Source organism: Sphingomonas sp. LY29, assembly GCF_035593985.1.
Classification (GTDB): domain Bacteria; phylum Pseudomonadota; class Alphaproteobacteria; order Sphingomonadales; family Sphingomonadaceae; genus Sphingomicrobium.
The window spans coordinates 1,430,954-1,447,879 of the sequence record NZ_CP141587.1 but is presented as its reverse complement, the minus strand read 5'-3'; the positions used below and the strand labels follow the sequence as shown (position 1 = coordinate 1,447,879).

At 65.7% G+C, this 16,926-nt stretch carries 22 protein-coding genes; 17 read left to right on the top strand and 5 right to left on the bottom strand.

Features of this window, described 5'->3' with window-relative positions; all coding sequences use genetic code 11:
- Positions 1-36: 36 nt before the first annotated feature.
- Genes SH584_RS07315 through SH584_RS07305 form a run of 3 tightly spaced genes read left to right on the top strand, consistent with a single transcriptional unit; the run spans position 37 to position 2,298 of the window.
- The gene (locus SH584_RS07315) at positions 37-573 is read left to right on the top strand and encodes a hypothetical protein (RefSeq protein WP_324805929.1); all 537 of its coding nucleotides are present in this window, start codon (positions 37-39) and stop codon (positions 571-573) included.
- A gap of 49 nt (positions 574-622) precedes the next feature.
- On the top strand, positions 623-1,816 hold the full coding sequence (locus SH584_RS07310) for a pyrophosphate--fructose-6-phosphate 1-phosphotransferase (RefSeq protein ID WP_324805928.1): 1,194 nt from the start codon (positions 623-625) through the stop codon (positions 1,814-1,816).
- Positions 1,813-2,298 (top strand): Imm63 family immunity protein, encoded by a 486-nt coding sequence (locus SH584_RS07305; protein ID WP_324805927.1) that lies wholly within the window; start codon positions 1,813-1,815, stop codon positions 2,296-2,298. The genes SH584_RS07310 and SH584_RS07305 overlap by 4 nt, the downstream gene beginning before the upstream one ends.
- Here the strand turns inward: SH584_RS07305 and SH584_RS07300 are convergent.
- Positions 2,245-4,053: an ABCB family ABC transporter ATP-binding protein/permease gene (locus SH584_RS07300; RefSeq protein WP_324805925.1), complete on the bottom strand. Its 1,809-nt coding sequence runs from the start codon at positions 4,051-4,053 to the stop codon at positions 2,245-2,247. The genes SH584_RS07305 and SH584_RS07300 overlap by 54 nt on opposite strands.
- Positions 4,054-4,125: 72 nt before the next feature.
- Between SH584_RS07300 and SH584_RS07295 the strand changes: the two genes are divergently transcribed.
- The 11 genes from SH584_RS07295 (at position 4,126) to SH584_RS07245 (ending at position 13,033) form a co-directional block, all read left to right on the top strand.
- Entirely contained in the window at positions 4,126-5,886 is a 1,761-nt protein-coding gene (locus tag SH584_RS07295; protein WP_324805923.1) for a tetratricopeptide repeat-containing sulfotransferase family protein, read from the top strand.
- Positions 5,887-5,979: 93 nt separating this feature from the next.
- The gene (locus SH584_RS07290; RefSeq protein ID WP_324805921.1) at positions 5,980-6,228 is read left to right on the top strand and encodes a hypothetical protein; all 249 of its coding nucleotides are present in this window, start codon (positions 5,980-5,982) and stop codon (positions 6,226-6,228) included.
- A 7-nt stretch (positions 6,229-6,235) separates the two neighbouring features.
- Positions 6,236-7,090 (top strand): SDR family oxidoreductase, encoded by an 855-nt coding sequence (locus tag SH584_RS07285; RefSeq protein ID WP_324805919.1) that lies wholly within the window; start codon positions 6,236-6,238, stop codon positions 7,088-7,090.
- Positions 7,091-7,403: 313 nt separating this feature from the next.
- Entirely contained in the window at positions 7,404-7,592 is a 189-nt protein-coding gene (locus SH584_RS07280; RefSeq protein ID WP_322841855.1) for a PspC domain-containing protein, read from the top strand.
- A gap of 82 nt (positions 7,593-7,674) precedes the next feature.
- Positions 7,675-8,106 carry an ion channel gene (locus tag SH584_RS07275; protein WP_324805916.1) on the top strand — a complete coding sequence of 144 codons (432 nt, stop codon included), beginning with the start codon at positions 7,675-7,677 and terminating at the stop codon, positions 8,104-8,106.
- Positions 8,107-8,152: 46 nt separating this feature from the next.
- Positions 8,153-8,302, top strand: coding sequence for a hypothetical protein (locus SH584_RS07270; protein ID WP_322841857.1), 150 nt, complete (start codon positions 8,153-8,155; stop codon positions 8,300-8,302).
- Positions 8,278-8,886, top strand: coding sequence for a hypothetical protein (locus SH584_RS07265; protein WP_324805913.1), 609 nt, complete (start codon positions 8,278-8,280; stop codon positions 8,884-8,886). The genes SH584_RS07270 and SH584_RS07265 overlap by 25 nt, the downstream gene beginning before the upstream one ends.
- A 10-nt stretch (positions 8,887-8,896) precedes the next feature.
- Complete coding sequence (locus SH584_RS07260; RefSeq protein WP_324805911.1) at positions 8,897-9,418, top strand: peroxiredoxin; 522 nt, start codon at positions 8,897-8,899, stop codon at positions 9,416-9,418.
- 359 nt (positions 9,419-9,777) lie between these two features.
- On the top strand, positions 9,778-10,335 hold the full coding sequence (locus SH584_RS07255; RefSeq protein ID WP_324805909.1) for a transglutaminase-like cysteine peptidase: 558 nt from the start codon (positions 9,778-9,780) through the stop codon (positions 10,333-10,335).
- Positions 10,336-10,406: 71 nt separating this feature from the next.
- Positions 10,407-11,840 carry a S41 family peptidase gene (locus SH584_RS07250; RefSeq protein ID WP_416385118.1) on the top strand — a complete coding sequence of 478 codons (1,434 nt, stop codon included), beginning with the start codon at positions 10,407-10,409 and terminating at the stop codon, positions 11,838-11,840.
- 182 nt (positions 11,841-12,022) lie between these two features.
- Positions 12,023-13,033, top strand: coding sequence for a hypothetical protein (locus SH584_RS07245; protein WP_324805906.1), 1,011 nt, complete (start codon positions 12,023-12,025; stop codon positions 13,031-13,033).
- A gap of 58 nt (positions 13,034-13,091) precedes the next feature.
- Here the strand turns inward: SH584_RS07245 and SH584_RS07240 are convergent, their stop codons facing one another.
- The 3 genes from SH584_RS07240 to SH584_RS07230 all read right to left on the bottom strand — a co-directional run bounded on the left by SH584_RS07240 (position 13,092) and on the right by SH584_RS07230 (position 14,821).
- Positions 13,092-13,661 (bottom strand): YbhB/YbcL family Raf kinase inhibitor-like protein, encoded by a 570-nt coding sequence (locus SH584_RS07240; protein ID WP_324805904.1) that lies wholly within the window; start codon positions 13,659-13,661, stop codon positions 13,092-13,094.
- Positions 13,662-13,691: 30 nt separating this feature from the next.
- Positions 13,692-14,204, bottom strand: coding sequence for a hypothetical protein (locus SH584_RS07235; protein WP_324805902.1), 513 nt, complete (start codon positions 14,202-14,204; stop codon positions 13,692-13,694).
- Between the two features lie 206 nt (positions 14,205-14,410).
- The gene (locus SH584_RS07230) at positions 14,411-14,821 is read right to left on the bottom strand and encodes a hypothetical protein (protein WP_324805900.1); all 411 of its coding nucleotides are present in this window, start codon (positions 14,819-14,821) and stop codon (positions 14,411-14,413) included.
- 212 nt (positions 14,822-15,033) lie between these two features.
- Here SH584_RS07230 and SH584_RS07225 point away from each other — a divergent pair, with 212 nt between their 5' ends.
- The 3 genes from SH584_RS07225 to SH584_RS07215 are packed head-to-tail and all read left to right on the top strand — an operon-like array spanning position 15,034 to position 16,043.
- The gene (locus SH584_RS07225; RefSeq protein ID WP_322841866.1) at positions 15,034-15,363 is read left to right on the top strand and encodes a TFIIB-type zinc ribbon-containing protein; all 330 of its coding nucleotides are present in this window, start codon (positions 15,034-15,036) and stop codon (positions 15,361-15,363) included.
- A gap of 60 nt (positions 15,364-15,423) precedes the next feature.
- A complete protein-coding gene (locus tag SH584_RS07220) occupies positions 15,424-15,558 on the top strand; it encodes a hypothetical protein (RefSeq protein ID WP_322841867.1) in 135 nt (44 codons plus the stop codon).
- Between the two features lie 35 nt (positions 15,559-15,593).
- Complete coding sequence (locus SH584_RS07215) at positions 15,594-16,043, top strand: YaiI/YqxD family protein (protein ID WP_324805897.1); 450 nt, start codon at positions 15,594-15,596, stop codon at positions 16,041-16,043.
- Here SH584_RS07215 and SH584_RS07210 read toward each other — a convergent pair.
- Positions 16,027-16,920 (bottom strand): alpha/beta hydrolase, encoded by an 894-nt coding sequence (locus SH584_RS07210; RefSeq protein WP_324805895.1) that lies wholly within the window; start codon positions 16,918-16,920, stop codon positions 16,027-16,029. The two genes, SH584_RS07215 and SH584_RS07210, sit on opposite strands and share 17 nt — an antisense overlap.
- Between the last annotated feature and the right edge of the window lie 6 nt (positions 16,921-16,926).

Here is a 16,926-nt window from a genome sequence, read left to right as displayed (position 1 = left end):
GGGCAGCATTCCATCCTCGAAACAGGAGGATCGACGATGACGATCGTGACGAGTGGCAAGGTGTGGGCGGGCGCAACGGCGTTGATGGTAATTCCGGTGATCGTTCTTCGAGCCGTGAATGGCGAGGCATGGGACCTGCCGGGCGAGGCGATCTTCCTGGCCGGGCTGGTCTCAGGCGTCGGGATCGCGTTCGAAGTCGCCAAGCGTATTCCCGACCGTCTCGCCTACGCCTCCGGGATCGGCCTCGCGATCTGGGCGGCGCTGCTGCAGATGTGGATCAACCTCGCGGTCGGGATCGTCGGATCGGAGGATAATCCGGTCAATCTGATCTATTTGGGAGTCACGGTCTTTGCGTTGCTTGCCACCATCGCCGCCCGCTTCCGCGCGGAGTGGATGGTTTCGGCGATGAAGGCGACCGCCGTCGCGCAGGCCTCGACCTTCGTGATCGCCCTCCTTGCGGGGGGCGGGTTCACCGGACCGATTACCGTCTTCTTCACCGCGCTCTGGCTGATCGCCGCCTGGCTGTTCCGGCGAGCGGTGGGATCTTCGGCGACGACGGCGGTTCCTGTTTAAAAACCGGTCGCGTTCGCGGCGATGAAAGCGCAGGGTGCCGGCGATGCCCGTGACCACCGTAGCCATGCTGACCGCCGGCGGCCTTGCACCGTGCCTGTCGTCGGCGATCGGCGGGCTGATCGAGCGATACACCGAGGTCGCGCCCGACGTGCGCCTCATCGCCTATCGCAACGGCTTTGCCGGCCTGCTGACCGGTGACCGCGTCGACATCTCCGATGCGGTGAGGGCGGCCGCGCACAAGCTCCATGGTTTTGGCGGAAGCCCGATCGGCAACAGCCGGGTCAAGCTCACCAATGCCGCGGATTGCATCAAGCGGGGCTTCGTAAAACCGGGGGAGGATCCACTTCACGTCGCGGCGGACCAGCTGCGGCACGATGGCGTCGATGTTCTCCACACCATCGGCGGAGACGATACCAACGGCACAGCGGCCGATCTGGCGGTCTACCTTCGCGAACACGATCACGAGCTGACCGTCGTCGGCCTGCCCAAGACGATCGACAACGATATCATCCCCATCCGCCAGTCGCTCGGCGCCTGGACCGCCGCGGAGCAGGGCGCGCTCTACGCTCGGAATGTCATCGCCGAGCATAGCTCGAACCCGCGCATGCTCGTCGTTCACGAGGTCATGGGTCGCAACTGCGGCTGGCTCACCGCCGCGACCGCGCTCGCGCATCACCAGTGGGTGAGGGGCGCCGACTTCGCCGAATGGGAGGAAAATGCCGCTGCCCGGTGGGACGTTCACGGCGTCTACTTGCCCGAACGTCCGTTCGACATCGGCGAGGAAGGGAAGCGGCTGCGCGCGGTCATGGACGAGCAGGATGGGGTCAATCTGTTCGTGTCCGAAGGCGCCGGCCTAACCGAGATCGTCGGAGCGATGGAGGCGCTGGGCGAGGATGTCCCGCGCGATCCGTTCGGCCATGTCCACATTGACAGCATCAACCCGGGCGCATGGCTCGCCCGCAAGTTCGCCGCCGATCTCGGCGCCGAAAAGGTGCTCGTCCAGAAAAGCGGCTACTTCTCCCGTTCCGCCGCCGCCAATGCCGCCGACCTCGCGCTCATCAAGCGATGCACCGATTATGCGGTCGACGCGGCGCTGCGCGGCGAATCCGGCGTGGTGGGTGAAGACGAGGGGCGCGGCGACGAATTGCGCGCCATCGAATTCGACCGGATCGCCGGCGGCAAGGCGTTCGATGCGACCGTGCCGTGGTTCACCGATCTTCTGCGCGATTTGGGACAGGCATGACAGCACCCGAGCTTCTCGACCTGCCCGCGTTGAAGGTTCGCATCGAGCAACTTGGCGAGCGAATTTCCGCGCCTGAGACGTATCTGCCGAGCTATGGCCATTCTCGCAACGAAGGCACGCCGCATGTCGAAGTGGGCAAGACCTACGATTGGGTTGTGTGCGACCGAGGGCACGAACTTCAGCGGCGTTCGACGACCGACCTCAACGAACTGCTGTATTGGGTCTTCTCGACGGTTGCTTACTCGATGACGCTCCGGACCAAGCGTAGAGGGTGGCTGCCTGGACGGGATTCGCGTCGTCAGTGGTTCAAGCTTCAGGAGGATTATCTGGCGGTCCTGTCGCCGGCGTGGGCAGCTAGGCACGAGAAAGAGCATGCCGATATCCTTGCCCGCTATCCCTACCGCGATCGCGGTGCGGCTCGCTGGCTGCTACCCCTCCGCGACTTCCTCAAGCTCGCGCTCCGCCGCCTGACGCATCCATAGCTCGGCATAGAGGCCGCCCCGCGCCAGCAGGTCGGCGTGGGTGCCGCGTTCGGCAACCTGGCCCGCATCGAGCACGACGATCTGGTCGGCGCCGACGATCGTCGACAGTCGGTGCGCGATCACGATCGTGGTCCGGCCGCGCGTCGCACCGTCGAGCGTCGCCTGGATCGCTTCCTCGGTCCGGCTATCGAGGGCGGAGGTGGCCTCGTCGAGGATCAGGATCGGCGGGTCCTTCAGCAACGTGCGTGCGATCGCGACGCGCTGCTTCTCGCCGCCCGACAGCTTGAGCCCGCGCTCGCCCACCATCGATTCATAGCCCTGCGGAAGCGCGGCGATGAAACCGTCGATCGCCGCGCCCTTGGCGGCTGCCTCGACCTCATCCTGCCCCGCGCCCTCACGGCCATAGGCGATGTTGTAGCCGATGGTGTCGTTGAACAGCACCGTGTCTTGCGGAACGATCCCGATCGCCCCGCGCAGCGAGGCCTGGGTGACCTTGGCGATATCCTGCCCGTCGATCGTGATGCGGCCGGCAGTGGGATCGTAGAAGCGGTACAGCAGCCGCGCGAGCGTCGACTTGCCCGCTCCCGACGGGCCGACCACGGCGACGCTGCTTCCGGCGGGAACGTCGAGGTCGATACCCTTCAGGATGATCCGCTCGGGCTCGTAGCCGAAGGCGACCCGCTCGAACCGCACATGGCCGCTTGGCACCGTCAGCGCGACCGCGTCGGGCGCATCGACGACTTCGGCTGGGGTGTCGGTCAGGTCGAACATCGCTTCCATGTCGATCAGACCCTGCCGGATCGAGCGATAGACCCAGCCGAGCATGTCGAGCGGACGAAACAGTTGCATCAGCAGCGCGTTGACCAGCACCACGTCGCCGGGCGTGAAGCGGCCCTCGCTCCAGCCCCAGACGGTAAAGCCCATCGCGCCCGCCATCATCAGGTTGGTGATGACGCTCTGCCCGACGTTGAGCCAAGCGAGGCTCGTCTCGTTGCGCACCGCGGCGCGAGTGAAGCTGGCGATCGCCTCGTCGTAGCGCTTGGCCTCGCGCTCCTCGGCGCCGAAATATTTGACCGTTTCGTAGTTCAGCAGGCTGTCGACCGCGCGCCCGATCGCGCGATTGTCGACGTCGTTCATCTCGCGCTGCAGCTTCGTGCGCCACTCGGTCACCGCGCGGGTGAAGGCGATGTAGACTGCGACGATGATCAGCGTCGCGACGACGAGGCCAAGGCCAAACTTGAAATAGAAGATGACGCAGATCGCGGTCAGCTCGATGATCGTCGGTGCGATGTTGAACAGCAGGAAATAGAGCATCATGTCGATGCTCTTGGTCCCGCGCTCGACGATCTTCGTCAGGCTGCCGGTTCGCCGCTCCAGGTGAAAGCGCAGCGAAAGCGCATGAACGTGGCGAAAGACCCGCGCCGACAATCTGCGCGCCGCCGACTGCCCGACCTTTTCGAAAATGCCGTTGCGCAGATTGTCCGCGAGCACGCCGCCGAGGCGCGCGGCGGCATAAGCGAACACCAGCAGCAGCGCGGCGGTCCACAGCTGGCGGTCGCCCGACATGGCGTCGACGATCGCCTTGTAGGCGAACGGCATGGCCAGCGTGATCGCCTTGCCCGCGAGCACCAGCGCCACCGCGACCACCACTCGAACGCGAAGCTCGGTGTCGCCTTTCGGCCAAAGCTCGGGCAGGAACCGCCACAAAACCGCGAGGTTGCCCTTTTGCGGGTCGGTGGTGTCCAGGGGAGGCATCTCGCCGGAAGTAGGAAGCGCGGCGCGCTTAAGCAATGTTGACGCGGCGGTCGGCACCCTCAAAGAGATGCCATGACCAACCCCGCCGACCTCCTTCCTCGCCTCGCCCAGCAGTTGAACGAGGGCGATGCCGCCGCCGCCGAAGCACTGATCGCGACCAGCTTCCCGGGCGCGCCTCCGGCGCAGGGCAAGCATCTGATTGGAACCGCCTGGTGCTCGATCGGCCGCTTCGACCAGGCGATACCGGTGCTGCGGGAGGCCGCGCGCTTCGCCCCTGGGCACCCCGGAATCCTGATGACGCTGATGCGCGCGCTGATCGACAATGGGCAGCCCGAAGAAGCGCTTGCCTTTCCGTTTCAGACGCAAAACCCCGCAGCGCTGCTCGCGCTGTGGCGGACGCGTGCCGAAGCGGCGTTCAAGGCCAGCGATGCGCCCGAGGAAGCGGCCGCGCTGGTACGCGTGACCGAACTCGACCTTGGCGATCATGGCGGGAGAGAGCGGCTGGCGGCGCTGCTCGTCGGCCTCGACCGAGCGGACGATGCGCTGGCTCATGTCGACCAGCTTCCGACCTCGCGTAGCGTCCTGCGCATCCGGGCGAATGCGCTGGCGCAACTCGACCGGACCGACGAGGCCAAGGCGATCGATCGGGCGGCGCTGGCCGACGACGCCGATGACAAGGAGGCGTGGCTGGCGCTTGTCCTGCTGGCCGATCGCACGGCGGACGATGCGACGCTGTCGGCAATGATCGAGCATGGCGATCGTCAGGGCTACGCCCGGAGCGAGGTCGATTATGCCCGCGCGCTTCTTGCCAAGCGCGAAGGGCGGCTCGACGATGCGCTGTCGCTGGCGGAAGGCAGCGAAACTCCCTTTGATCCGTCGCGGCGCTTTGCGCTGATCGCGACGCTTGCGGACCGGCTGGGCAACGCCGATCGAGCCTTCGCTGCCGCCCGGTCGCGAGCCGCTGCTATTCCCGGCGCCGATCACTGGCGTCGCCGTGCCGCCGCGCATCGGGAGCGCCTGCGGCAGGCGATCGACGCGCTCGACACGATCGCGCCCGCCGCCCGCGCAAGCGCGCCGGAACGTGCGTCGCCAGCCTTCCTAGTCGGTTTTCCACGATCGGGGACGACCCTTCTCGACACCTTTCTGATGGGCCACCCCGATGTGGTCGTGGTCGAGGAAAAGGGAATGCTCGAGGCGGCGGCGATGGAACTCGGCGCTCCTCAGGCCGCCGACGAGCAGGCCGTGGCCCGCGCACGCGCCGCCTATTTCGAGGAACTCGACCGACACGTCGCGGCCGAGCGTCGCGGACGGCTGATCATCGACAAGCTGCCGCTGGCGATGACGGGCGCGGCGACGATCAATCGCCTGTTTCCCGATGCGCCGATCATTTTCGCGCAGCGCCATCCGGCGGATTCGCTCGTCAGCAACATGCTGCAGGCCTTTCGCCTCAACGACGCGATGGCCAATTTCCTCGATCTTGAGGACGCTGCCGAATTCTATGACCTGGCGCTCCGCCTGTGGTTCAAGTCGAAGGAGGTCCTGAGGCTCGACACGTTCGACATCGTCTACGAACGGCTGATCGACGATCCCGAAGCGTCGATCCGCCCGCTTGTCGACTGGCTCGGCCTGACATGGAAACCGGCAATGATGGATCATCGGTCGACCGCAAAGAGCCGCGGACTGATCGCCACGCCAAGCTACGACCAGGTCACCCAGCCGCTCCATAACCGGGCGGCGGGCCGGTGGCGGCGCTATGCTCACCAACTGTCGCCCGTGAATGCCACGCTCGACAAGTGGGCCCAGACGCTCGGCTATGGTCTAATGACCGAATAGTTCCCGAAATTATTCACTCGTGAATTGCCGAAGCAATTGGAACCGTTGCAATTTCTCGGCGGTTATGGGGCCAAGTCCTTACGGAGAGTGAAGATGGGTCCCGGTTTCTTCGTCATTGCCATTCTGGGTTGCGCCGACGGTTCGGCCGCCTGCACGCCGGTCGCGACTATGCCCGCGCGCTACGAAAGCCAGCAGGCCTGTTCGGCGGCGACCACTTCGGCTCTCGCCGATAGCGGCGATTTCGATTTTCCGACGATCATGGCGGAATGTCGCCCGGCCAAGGCACCGGCGGCGGAACGCAATCTGAAGCTCCGCGCACCCGCCAATTCGCGCCAGGGCTGATCACCCGATGTCGACGACCGTCGAGCCGATGATCCACGAAGATCGCCTGCCCGGCAGTGAGGCAAACCTCGAACCCAAACCCGATTGGGAACCGCGCTATTCCGGCTCCGGTCGCCTCGACGGTAAGACCGCAATCGTTACCGGTGCCGACAGCGGGATCGGCCGCGCCGTCGCGGTCCTGTTCGCGCGCGAAGGCGCCGATGTCGCGATCTTCTACCTTTGCGAAGACGAGGACGCAAAAAAAACCAAGAAGCTTGTCGAAGCCGAGGGCCGCAAGGCGATCATGGTTCGCGGCGATCTTGGCGAGAAAGCTTTTTGCGAGGAGTCGGTCGCGAAGGTCGTCGAAGAACTTGGCGGGGTCGACATCCTCGTCAACAACGCGGGAGAGCAGCATCCCGACGAAGACATCCGCGACATCACCGAGGAACAGCTCAAGCGCACCTTCCAGAGCAACATCTACTCGATGTTCTTCATGGTGCAGGCGGCGCTGCCTCACCTGAAGCGCGGCTCGACGATCATCAACTGCACTTCGATCACCATGTACCAGGGCGCGCCGATCCTGCTCGACTATTCGTCGACCAAGGGCGCCATCACCGCCTTCACCCGTTCGCTGTCGCAAAACCTGATCGACAAGGGCATTCGCGTGAATGGCGTCGCGCCGGGTCCGATCTGGACTCCGCTCAATCCGTCGGGTGGCCAGCCACCGGGAAAAATTCCCGACTTCGGCAAGGACACGCCGATGGGGCGTCCCGGCCAGCCGAACGAGGTCGCACCCAGCTTTCTGTTCCTCGCGTGCGAAGACAGTAGCTACATGGCGGGGCAGGTGCTTCACCCTAACGGCGGCACCGTCGTCAACGGTTGATCGGGAAAATTTCCCAACTGTTCGCGCTAAGCACTGGCGACTTTTCCCAAGCGCGATCCGGAATCATTGAAAACGCGCCATAATTTCATTTGGCACGCTCCCTGCATTTGTAAGTCCGAGCCCAATCATGGGCCGCTACAGACAAAGGGAAACACAAGATGATCACCTCGTTCGACGCAATTCGCCACACCGCCGTCAGCCTCGCCGGTGCCTTCGTCGTCTCGCTCCTGTTCGTCAGCGCCGCCATCGGCCCGCTCCCGATCGCGTAACGAACTAAGCTCACATCACTCACAAGTCAGGGAAGTCCAACATCATGAACGGTCGTTTCGTCATCAACAGTGCCCGCGGTAAGCTCATGGGCGTGTGCGCCGGCCTCGCCGACTGGCTTGGCATCGACGTCCTGCTCGTCCGCCTCGGCATGATCGCGCTGACGCTGGTCAGCGGCCCCGTCGCCGTCCTGTTCTACATCCTCACCGGCTGGCTCGCCGCCGACGACCGCTGATCGGCGGCGCCAGCTCCCGCGCTTGATGTCGCCCCGCCGCCCGCCCATGCTGGGCGCCGGGCGAACATGAAGGGGGTGGCGAATGATCGAGCAACTGATGGTCGCCACGGTCATGGTCATGGCCACGGTGACGATCCACGGGGTCGGGCTGTTCGCGCTGGCTCGGTTGCTCCGGATGGAAGAAGGGACCGAGCGCGAGTTCCACTTCTCCATCGCCAGCCCGCGAGGCCTCGTCTTCACGCTGATGCTGGTGATCGCCCTGTTCGCGCTGCACGGCGTCGAAATCTGGCTCTACGGCGCGCTTTACCTCTGGCTCGGCGCGCTTCCCGACCTGGCCACCGCGGTCTATTTCTCCACCATTACCTATGGCACCGTCGGCTATGACGACGAAGGCGTCACCGCCTCATGGAAGCTGATCGCCGCGATCGAAGGGATCAACGGCGTCATCCTGCTCGGCTGGTCGACCGCATTCTTCGTGACCGTCATCCATCGCGTTCGCGGGCCTACCCGCTGACCGTCGCATGGGTTATGGTCGACTGACCGCTTGGAGGAGCCAGCCGATGGAACGCAAAGGCGACGAGGTACATCTCAACGAAACCGAGGCCACCGGCGCGGTCAAGGCGCACGGCGTCCGCTATGTGCTCGGCTTCTCGCTCCTGCTGATCGTGCTGGCCATGTCGGCGGTGTGGATTATCGGCGCCATCGCTTGAAGGCCGCCATTGCCCTGGCTGCGACGCTCTTGCTCTCGGCCTGCCAGACCGCATCGGTCTCATCGGATCCCGCCGACCGTTTCATGGCAAAGCTGTCGAGCCTGTGCGGCAAGGCCTTTGCCGGCCGCGTCATCACCACCGACGCGGCCGACGCCGATTTCGCCGGCAAGCCGCTCCTCATGCACGTGCGCGAATGCCGCGCCGATGAGATTCGCATCCCCTTCCACGTCGGCGATGATCGATCGCGGACCTGGGTCGTGACCCGCACGGCATCGGGCCTTCGGCTGAAGCACGACCATCGCCATTCGGACGGCACGTCGGATGCGCTGACCATGTACGGCGGGGATAGCGCACCGCCGGGTCGCGACGATCGGCAGACCTTTCCCGCCGATGCCGCCTCGATCGCCATGTTCATGGCCAGCGGTCGCGCGGTGTCGAACAGCAACATCTGGGCGATCGACGTGGGCGAGGAGGTGTTCGCCTATGAACTGCGCCGTCCGCCCGGACCCGGGGCGCGCTTCTTCCGCGTCGAAGTCGACCTGACCCGACCCATCGACCCGCCGCCCGCGCCCTGGGGCGCCTGAGGAGACCTCTATGCGACATCTTTTACCCTTCCTGGCTCTCGGCCTGCTCGCCACGCCAGCGCTCGGCGCGCTTCCGGTCGGGGCCAAGGCGCCAGACTTCAAGACGATGGGCGCGATCGGCGGGAAGCCGTTCCGTCTCCACCTTGCCGAGCAATTGAAGAGCGGGCCGGTCGTGCTCTATTTCTTTCCGAAGGCCTTCACCGAGGGGTGCACGCTCGAGGCGAAGGCGTTTGCCGATGCGATGCCCAAGTTCCGTCAGGCGGGCGCGCGGGTGATTGGGCTGAGCGCAGACGACTTGCCTACGCTCAAGCGCTTTTCGACCGAGGCATGCCGCGGGACCTTTCCGGTGGCGAGCGCCTCTCCGGCCACGATAAAGGCGTTCGATGTGACCTTGACCGCCAAGCCCGAACTGTCCGACCGCACCAGTTACGTGATCGCCCGCGACGGCCGAATCACGATGGTTCACAGCGACCTCAGCTGGAAGGACCATGTCAGTCGGACGCTTGCTGCGGTTAACGCGCTCAAGCGCTGAGCGGGGTAGGCTCGCCCTAGCTGCTTCACGTTACAATCTTCGTCGGGTCGTTCCCCAAGCGCTTAACTTACTGATCTGACGCCATTCCGTCCGGTCATTCAGGCGACGAAAAGCCCGCAAAACCGCCGATTGTGGCAGATTCATCACGGAGCCGTATTAATTACGCAGCCGGTTGTTAACTGCTTCCGTTAATGGCGCCTCGCACGCATCCTCCTGTCGCACTTCAGGGGATGACGATGACGGGACTTTTGTTCGCCGCAACGATCGCTGCCGCCGTTTCCGGCGCCCCCGCAATGACCGCCTTTACGCCCGTCCAGCCACAATCAATTTTGGTCGTGGGCAAACGCATTCCGCCAGCCATGCCGACCAAACCGAACATCTATGGCACGATGGCGCTGGCGTCGGGCGTGACGCCTTATGACGTACGATGGCGGCGCGTGTCGGCTGCCGACCAAGCCGACCCGCGAATCCTGGCGCTCGCGTCACGCCTTCGCGGGCTCGATTCGCTGACGATGCTTTCGGCGGTGCAGTCCGAAATCGGGCGTCGAGTGACGTGGCGCCGCGACCTCGACGAATATCGGGTGGCCGATTATTGGGCGAATGCATCCGAAACGCTGTCGCGCGGCCGGGGCGATGCCGAGGACATCGCCATCGCCAAGATCCAGGTGCTCAAGGCCGCCGGCTTTCCCGCAAGCGATCTCTACATCAGTGTCGGCAAGGACCGTAGTCGCGGGCTCGACACGCTGCTGTTCGCGCGCGCCAACGACCGCTTTTACGTGCTAGACGACCGCGAGGCGCGACCGATGACGCCTGAGGAACATGCCCGCTTCGAACCGGTCATCACGCTCGGCCACAAATCGACGTGGTTGCATGGCCGCCGCCACCGCTCCTCGTCGCTCGCCCGCGCGGTCCGCTAGCCACCCGAAACAATTTCGCTGACAAAGCCGAAATTACCGCATAAGCCTTTCAGATTGCGGGAGGGTTTGTCATGGGTGTGAAGCGTTTTCCGGTACTGGTCAGCTTGGTTGCAGTCCTCTCGTCGTGCGGCGGTGGAGGCGGCGGCGACAGTGCTCCCCCGCTAGTGACCGTCCCGACGCCTAGCCCCACGCCTTCGCCCACCCCGACCGCGGGCTGCTCTCTTCGTGAGCGGCAGGACTGGGTCAACACCCAGATGCGCGAATGGTACCTGTTCCCCGAACTGCTCCCGGCCGCGCTCGACCCGTCGGGCTACACCAGCGTCCAGGGGTTCATCGATGCGCTGACCGCGACCGCGCGCGCGCAGTCGAAGGACCGCTACTTCACCTACATCACCTCGATCGCCGAAGAGAATGCCTTTTATAACAGCGGCAGCAGCGCAGGGTTCGGCGTCCGCCTGACCTACGACACCGCCGGCGGCCGCGTCATCGTTGCTGAGGCGTTCGAGAATGCGCCCGCGCTCAACGCCGGGATCGACCGCGGCACCGAAATCCTCGCGATCGGCACCTCGGCGTCGAATCTCCGCACCGTGTCGTCGATCCTCGCCGCCGAGGGTGCGCAGGGCGTGACAAATGCCTTGGGGCCGTCGGATCCGGGCGTCTCCCGCCTGCTGCGGATCTCGAAGAATGGCGTCACCAGCGACGTGACGCTGGTGAAGGCCAACTACGACATCCAGCCGGTGTCCTCGCGGTACGGCGCGAAGATCATCGACGATGGCGGCAAGAAGGTCGGCTACGTCAACCTCCGCACCTTCATCTCGACCGCGAATCCGCAGCTTCGGGCGGCCTTCGCCAACTTCAAGAGCCAGGGCGTGACCGAGGTCATCGTCGACTTCCGCTACAATGGCGGCGGACTGGTCAGCGTCGCCGAACTGATGGGCGACCTGATGGGTGGCGGCCGGTCGGGAAGCGTGTTTAGCTACACCACCTTCCGCCCCGAAAAGGCGAGCAACAACGAGACGTCCTTCTTCGACATCCAGCCGGAATCGATCGCGCCGACCAAGCTCGCCTTCATCGGCACGACCGGCACCGCGTCGGCCAGCGAGTTGGTGATCAACAGCTTCACCCCCTACCTGCGCGCCAATAGCGCGCTGATCGGGACCAACACCTATGGCAAGCCGGTCGGCCAGATCGCACTCGATCGCAGCGCCTGCGACGACCGCCTCCGCGTCGTTGCTTTCCGGACCGAGAACGCCAACCGCCAAGGCGATTACTACACCGGGCTTGCGGGCAAGGTGGAGGCGAGCTGCCAGGCGGCGGACGACCTGTTCCGACCGCTGGGCGATCCGGCCGAGGCGTCGGTCAAGGGCGCGCTCGACTTCCTTGCCGGGCGCACGTGCACGCCGATCGCAAGTGGCAGCCAAAGCGCCCAGTCGCTCAAGCCGCGCGAACTGTTGCAGGTGAATTCGCCTGACACGGCCCAGCGCGAGGTGCCGGGCTCATTCTAAGCGACTGACAAAACGAGTATTTTCGATTCGTCGGTCGATCGGGGCGCCGTGTCGCGCGCCGACATGCCGCTCAACTCGTCTCATCTTCGTTACGGCTTCGATTCATCGGAAACGACGCGACCCTTGGCGGATTCCGGCGTTATTTTGGAATGATGAATACGCGAACTAACGCTCGAACGGCCATGACCGCGATCGCCGCAGTCCTCGCCCTGACGTCCACCTCTGCGCTGGCGCAGACGGCCGAAACGCCGCCCGCCGCGCCGACGCCCGTCGTTGAGACGACTGGCGAAACCCCGCCGGTGACGACCACGACGTCCGATCCGCTGGCACCGACCACGGCCGCGCCGGTCGAAGAGACCGCGCCGGCCGAAACGACCGCGACCACCGAAGCGCCAGCCGCCGCCACTTCGGCGCCTGTTGCCCGCAGCAGCAGTCAGCCCGCGCGCACCGTCAGCCGCCCGGCCGCGGCAGTTCCGGCCCCGCGCACGGCAGCCTCGGTGGCGCAGGAAGCCCCGGCGCCTGCTCCGGTCCCGGCTGAAGCGCCGATGGCACCGCCGCAGCCGCTCGCCGCTGCGCCGGCGCCAGAAGCTGCCGCACCCGTGGCCAATCCGGTCGCAGCGCAGGATCCGACCATCAACGACATGCTGCCGATTGCCGGCGCGGCGGGTCTGGGCGCGCTTGCCCTGCTCGGTGCGGGCCTGGTCATTCGCCGCCGCCGTCGTCGTGAAGACGAAGTGCACGAAGAATATGAGGTCACCTCGTGGGACCGCGACGAGGATGTGGCGCCGCAGCCGATGGCTGAGCCAGCCTTTGCCCGTTCGGAGCCTGTGCGCCCGATCCACGACCCGACGCCGATGCCCAGCCCGGCAATGGCTGCCGCGACGACCAAACTACCCAACGGCTTCGACATCTCGAAGTTCGGTCGTCACGTTCAGGCCGCCTATCGCGGGCCGACGAAGGACAATCCGTCGCTGTCGCTGAAGAACCGCCTGCGTCGCGCCAGCTTCTTCGATCAACGCGAGCGTGAAGCCGGCTTCGCCAGCCGCGCGCCGGAGCCGATGCCTTCTGCCGTTCCTGCTCCCGCAGTGCAGCAGCGCCAGCCGGAGCCCGGTCTTGTCACGGCTCGGGTCAGTCCGAATACCGGCCGGGAAAAGCGTCCCGCACCGGCCTTCCGTCCCGCCTACCAGTTCTAACGGCGGACGCGTCGGAAAGGGCGTCGCTCTTGCGGGAGCGGCGCCCTTTTCACGTCGGCTAGCGCCGTTCGTAGGTTCCGGTCAGCATTCCAGCACCAAGGACATGGCCGGTCATCGCCTCGATCAGCGCCGAGCGCCCCGGTGGATGCTCGAACACCGGCGCGTGGTCGAGCGCGAACAGTTGGAAGGCGTAATGATGCGGCCCATGACCGGTTGGCGGGTCGGGCGGAAGCCAGCCTGAGCGAAGGTAGCTGTTCCGACCCGGCTCCCCATCGGGACCTTCGTGGCCGTCGATCGCGCCCTCGTCGAGCCCCATCGATTCAGGATGGATCCCCCAGACGATTGCGTGAACGAGCGGCTGCAGCGCGGGGGCGTCAGCGTCCTCGACGAGGAGCGCGAGGCTGCGGGTGCCGTCCGGGAGTCCGCTCCAGGCGAGTGGTGGGGAAATGCCCGCACCGTCGGCGCTGTAATTGGCAGGGATCGATCCCCCGTCGGCGAAGGCCGGACTGGTGAGCGTCAATTCGACTAGGCCGTCCTGCTCGCCATGGCGAACGATCGCGAGCCGCTCGGCGCCCGATCGAACCGATCTCAGCGTCTCTCCCAGCCAGCGGGGCAGATGTTCAAGCATGGCCATTCTCCCGAAATAAGTGCGAACCCCTCAACGCGCCTCGACGAGCCGAAGGTCGGACAGCATCTGCATCAGATGGTCGCGCCCAAGCCGGCTCCACACATTGTACAGACAGGACTGACCCGGCAAACGCACGTAAGCGACGCTATTCTCCCCGACGCCCGACGGATTGTCGTCGCGATAAGCGATCGCCCCCTCCAGGCCATAGCCGGCGATCGATCCGGCGGGCAGATTCTGGCCCGCATCCCAGCGGCGAACGTACGGCCATTGCCGTGCGAGACGATCAACCTGCTGGGCAAAGTCCAATTGGTCGTCGGGAAGCGCACCAACCCCGGCGATGCCATAGGCGCTTCGGCGGTCGGGCTGGTCGAAGGCGATCCCCCATCCGCCGGCAAAGCTCGCGGCCCGCGGGGAACCGCCTGCGCGATCGCCCGCCAGCGCCAGTGGCGCACAATTGGTCCGATTGTCAGCGCGATGCCACTGTGCGCGGGTCAGCGTCGCTGCGACCAGTGCAATTGGCCGGGGAAGAGCGGGCCGAGGCACCTCAGCGGTCGAGGGTACATTGGCTGGGGCGGTCGTTGGTTCGGGGGCGGCCGAAGGCGGATCCTTTTCGATCGCATTGCTTCGCTCCGCATTGGGCGAGCAGGCGGCCAGCGAGGCGAGGCAAAGAAAAGCGCCCGCCCATCCGGTTGCGGATGGACGGGCGCGACGCGAAGGCCGGGAAGGTTGCGGCAAACCGGCCATCCGCGTTAGCGAACCTGGACGCGGATCACCGGACGTCGTGCTCCGCGCTGGATCGGCTCGTAGCGGAGGTTGACCCGCTCGATATCGCGCGAGCGCCAGCCGCGCAGGTCGAGCGCCCGGGTGCAGGTGCCGGCGGCGATGCGGCCACGGGTGTTGAAATCCTGGCGACGGCCGTTGTCGAAGCGAACGTCGATGTCGCGCATCACGATCGGCGCGTTGAGTGCACACAGCCGCACTTCATTCTGGCGCGCACGGCCGGGGACAAGGATCATGTCGCGATCGCGTCCGTCGACGGTGGTGTAGGCCAGCGTGCGCCAGCCACGGTCGTTCCAGCGCTGCGCCTCGGCGGGAGCGGCGAGGGTCAGGCCGACACCGATGGCGGCGGCGGCAGTGGCAGTGAGGGTCATGCGGTTCATCGTTACTCTCCTTACAAGCACCCCCAACCAATCCCGAAAGGCCGGCGCGGTTGCACGGCAAACGACCAGTGGAGGTGCCTGACGGGATTGGCCGATCCGGCTTGAACCGCCGCTGATCGCCGCATTCACCGGGCGTCCAGCCGAGCACCCCTTGCACCGCCGCCGCTTCTACCCACTTTGGCGGAAGAAAGAGTTTTCTTGGGGAGAATGAAATGGCGCATGGCCCGATGACCTGTCCGGTCGATGGTGCGACCCTGGTGATGAGCGAGCGGTCGGGGATCGAGATCGATTATTGCCCGACCTGCCGCGGCGTGTGGCTCGACCGTGGTGAGCTCGACAAGATCATCGAGCGGAACGCCGACAGCATGGCGCCGACCCCGCCGCAGCCGCCGGTCGCGCCGCATCAGCCCGCGCCGCCCCCTCCGCCGCAGCAGCAGCCCTGGGGCCAGCCGCCGCACCAGCAGGGCTATGGCCAGAACTATGGTTACGGGCACAAGCCGCACAAGCGGCGCAAGAGCTTCCTGGAAGAATTGTTCGACTAGGCGCGGGCGCGGGGCCGGCGTAGGCTGGCCCCAAGGCATCACGCCTTGCCAAACGGGAGAATGAAGATGGCCAAGGGCCAAGCGAAATCCAACAAGGAAGCCCGCAAGCCGAAGGCGGAAAAGAAGAAGACGATCGCCGCCAACCCGTCGACCAAGCCCGGCGTGGTGCGCGGGCTCGACAATATGAAGAACTGACCGCGGACACCCGCGCTGCCGACGGCCGCCCTGCCGTGACCCGAATCCTGGTCGATGCCGACGCCTGTCCGGTCAAGGACGAGGTGTACAAGGTCGCGTGGCGGCGCGGGGTGACGGTCAGGATCGTCAGCAACGCGCGCATCCGCATTCCCGACCATCCGCTGATCGAGCGGGTGGTGGTCAGCGACGGCTTCGACGCGGCGGACGACTGGATCGCCGAGGAAGCGGGGCCGACCGACGTGGTCATCACCGCCGACATCTTGCTCGCCGACCGCTGCCTGAAGAAGGGCGCGGTGGTGATCGGCAACAACGGCAAGCCCTTCACCAGCGCGAGCATCGGCGGCGCAATCGCGACCCGCGCGATCATGGCCGACCTTCGCGTCGGCGCCGACGGGATCACGGGCGGGCCGGCGCCCTTTTCGAGGGCCGACCGATCGCGCTTCCTGCAGGCGCTCGACGAGGCGCTCGTCAGGCTGTCGCGCTAGGCGCCGTCATCGACATCGGTGCGGCCGCGGTGGGCAGGTGCGCGTCGATCCAGCCGAGAATGTCGGCCATCACACGCTCGCGGTCGAGGTCGTTGAGCAGATCGTGCGCATGGCCGTCGTAAAGCTTGAGAGTCTTGTCGGCCGATCCCGCCTCGTCGAAGAACTGCTGGCTGCCGTCGGGCCGGGTCGCCTTGTCGGCCGTGCCGTGAAGGATCAGCAGCGGGAGCGTGATCCGCCCGAACTCGCGCTCGAACCGCTCGCCGGCGCGGGCGAAGGCGGCGACGGTGGCAACCGGCTGCGACTCGTTTTGAGTATATTCGTCGGCGTTGAGCGCCGCGACCCAATCGGGATCGCGAGAGAAATCCTCATTCTTGAGCTTGAGCACGTGCGCGTGGGGAAGCACATGGCTGGCACCCTCGAGCAACTTCAGCGCGAAGTCGGGGGCGAACACACGGAACGCAAAGCTTTCGCAGATCAGCCCGGCGATCTGGTCCTGATGGTCGAGCGCATAGGTGACCGACGTTACGCCGCCGGCGCTGTGGCCGAGGAGGAAGACCGGAACGCCCGGGTCCTGCGCCTTGGCATGGTCGATCGCCAGCGCGACGTCAGCAACATAGTCGTCGATGCTGTCGATATAGTATCGCTCCCCGTCCGAACGCCCGCGCCCGCGCAGGTCGAGCGCGGTGACCGCGAACCCGGCGCGAGAGAATTCGCCCGCAGGCCAGAGATACTGACCGCCGTGCGAATTGACCCCATGGCACAAAACGATCGCGGCGCGCGGCACGGCGTCGCCCGCAGGGCGCCAGTGGCGGGTGAAGATCCGAAGGCCGCCCTGGCCGTCGAGGTAGCGTTCAATGGGTGGTGCAGGATCGGTCATCACTTC

Bases quoted from the DNA above. Each gene is read 5' to 3' on its own strand.
- SH584_RS07245 (WP_324805906.1), top strand. From the start codon at position 12,023: ATGACCGCGATCGCCGCAGTCCTCGCCCTGACGTCCACCTCTGCGCTG.
- SH584_RS07305 (WP_324805927.1), top strand. From the start codon at position 1,813: ATGACAGCACCCGAGCTTCTCGACCTGCCCGCGTTGAAGGTTCGCATC.
- SH584_RS07280 (WP_322841855.1), top strand. From the start codon at position 7,404: ATGAACGGTCGTTTCGTCATCAACAGTGCCCGCGGTAAGCTCATGGGC.
- SH584_RS07225 (WP_322841866.1), top strand. From the start codon at position 15,034: ATGGCGCATGGCCCGATGACCTGTCCGGTCGATGGTGCGACCCTGGTG.
- SH584_RS07220 (WP_322841867.1), top strand. From the start codon at position 15,424: ATGAAGATGGCCAAGGGCCAAGCGAAATCCAACAAGGAAGCCCGCAAG.
- SH584_RS07210 (WP_324805895.1), bottom strand. From the start codon at position 16,920: ATGACCGATCCTGCACCACCCATTGAACGCTACCTCGACGGCCAGGGC.
- SH584_RS07295 (WP_324805923.1), top strand. From the start codon at position 4,126: ATGACCAACCCCGCCGACCTCCTTCCTCGCCTCGCCCAGCAGTTGAAC.
- SH584_RS07260 (WP_324805911.1), top strand. From the start codon at position 8,897: ATGCGACATCTTTTACCCTTCCTGGCTCTCGGCCTGCTCGCCACGCCA.
- SH584_RS07250 (WP_416385118.1), top strand. From the start codon at position 10,407: ATGGGTGTGAAGCGTTTTCCGGTACTGGTCAGCTTGGTTGCAGTCCTC.
- SH584_RS07270 (WP_322841857.1), top strand. From the start codon at position 8,153: ATGGAACGCAAAGGCGACGAGGTACATCTCAACGAAACCGAGGCCACC.
- SH584_RS07255 (WP_324805909.1), top strand. From the start codon at position 9,778: ATGCCGACCAAACCGAACATCTATGGCACGATGGCGCTGGCGTCGGGC.
- SH584_RS07285 (WP_324805919.1), top strand. From the start codon at position 6,236: ATGTCGACGACCGTCGAGCCGATGATCCACGAAGATCGCCTGCCCGGC.
- SH584_RS07300 (WP_324805925.1), bottom strand. From the start codon at position 4,053: ATGCCTCCCCTGGACACCACCGACCCGCAAAAGGGCAACCTCGCGGTT.
- SH584_RS07240 (WP_324805904.1), bottom strand. From the start codon at position 13,661: ATGCTTGAACATCTGCCCCGCTGGCTGGGAGAGACGCTGAGATCGGTT.
- SH584_RS07290 (WP_324805921.1), top strand. From the start codon at position 5,980: ATGGGTCCCGGTTTCTTCGTCATTGCCATTCTGGGTTGCGCCGACGGT.
- SH584_RS07275 (WP_324805916.1), top strand. From the start codon at position 7,675: ATGATCGAGCAACTGATGGTCGCCACGGTCATGGTCATGGCCACGGTG.
- SH584_RS07315 (WP_324805929.1), top strand. From the start codon at position 37: ATGACGATCGTGACGAGTGGCAAGGTGTGGGCGGGCGCAACGGCGTTG.
- SH584_RS07230 (WP_324805900.1), bottom strand. From the start codon at position 14,821: ATGAACCGCATGACCCTCACTGCCACTGCCGCCGCCGCCATCGGTGTC.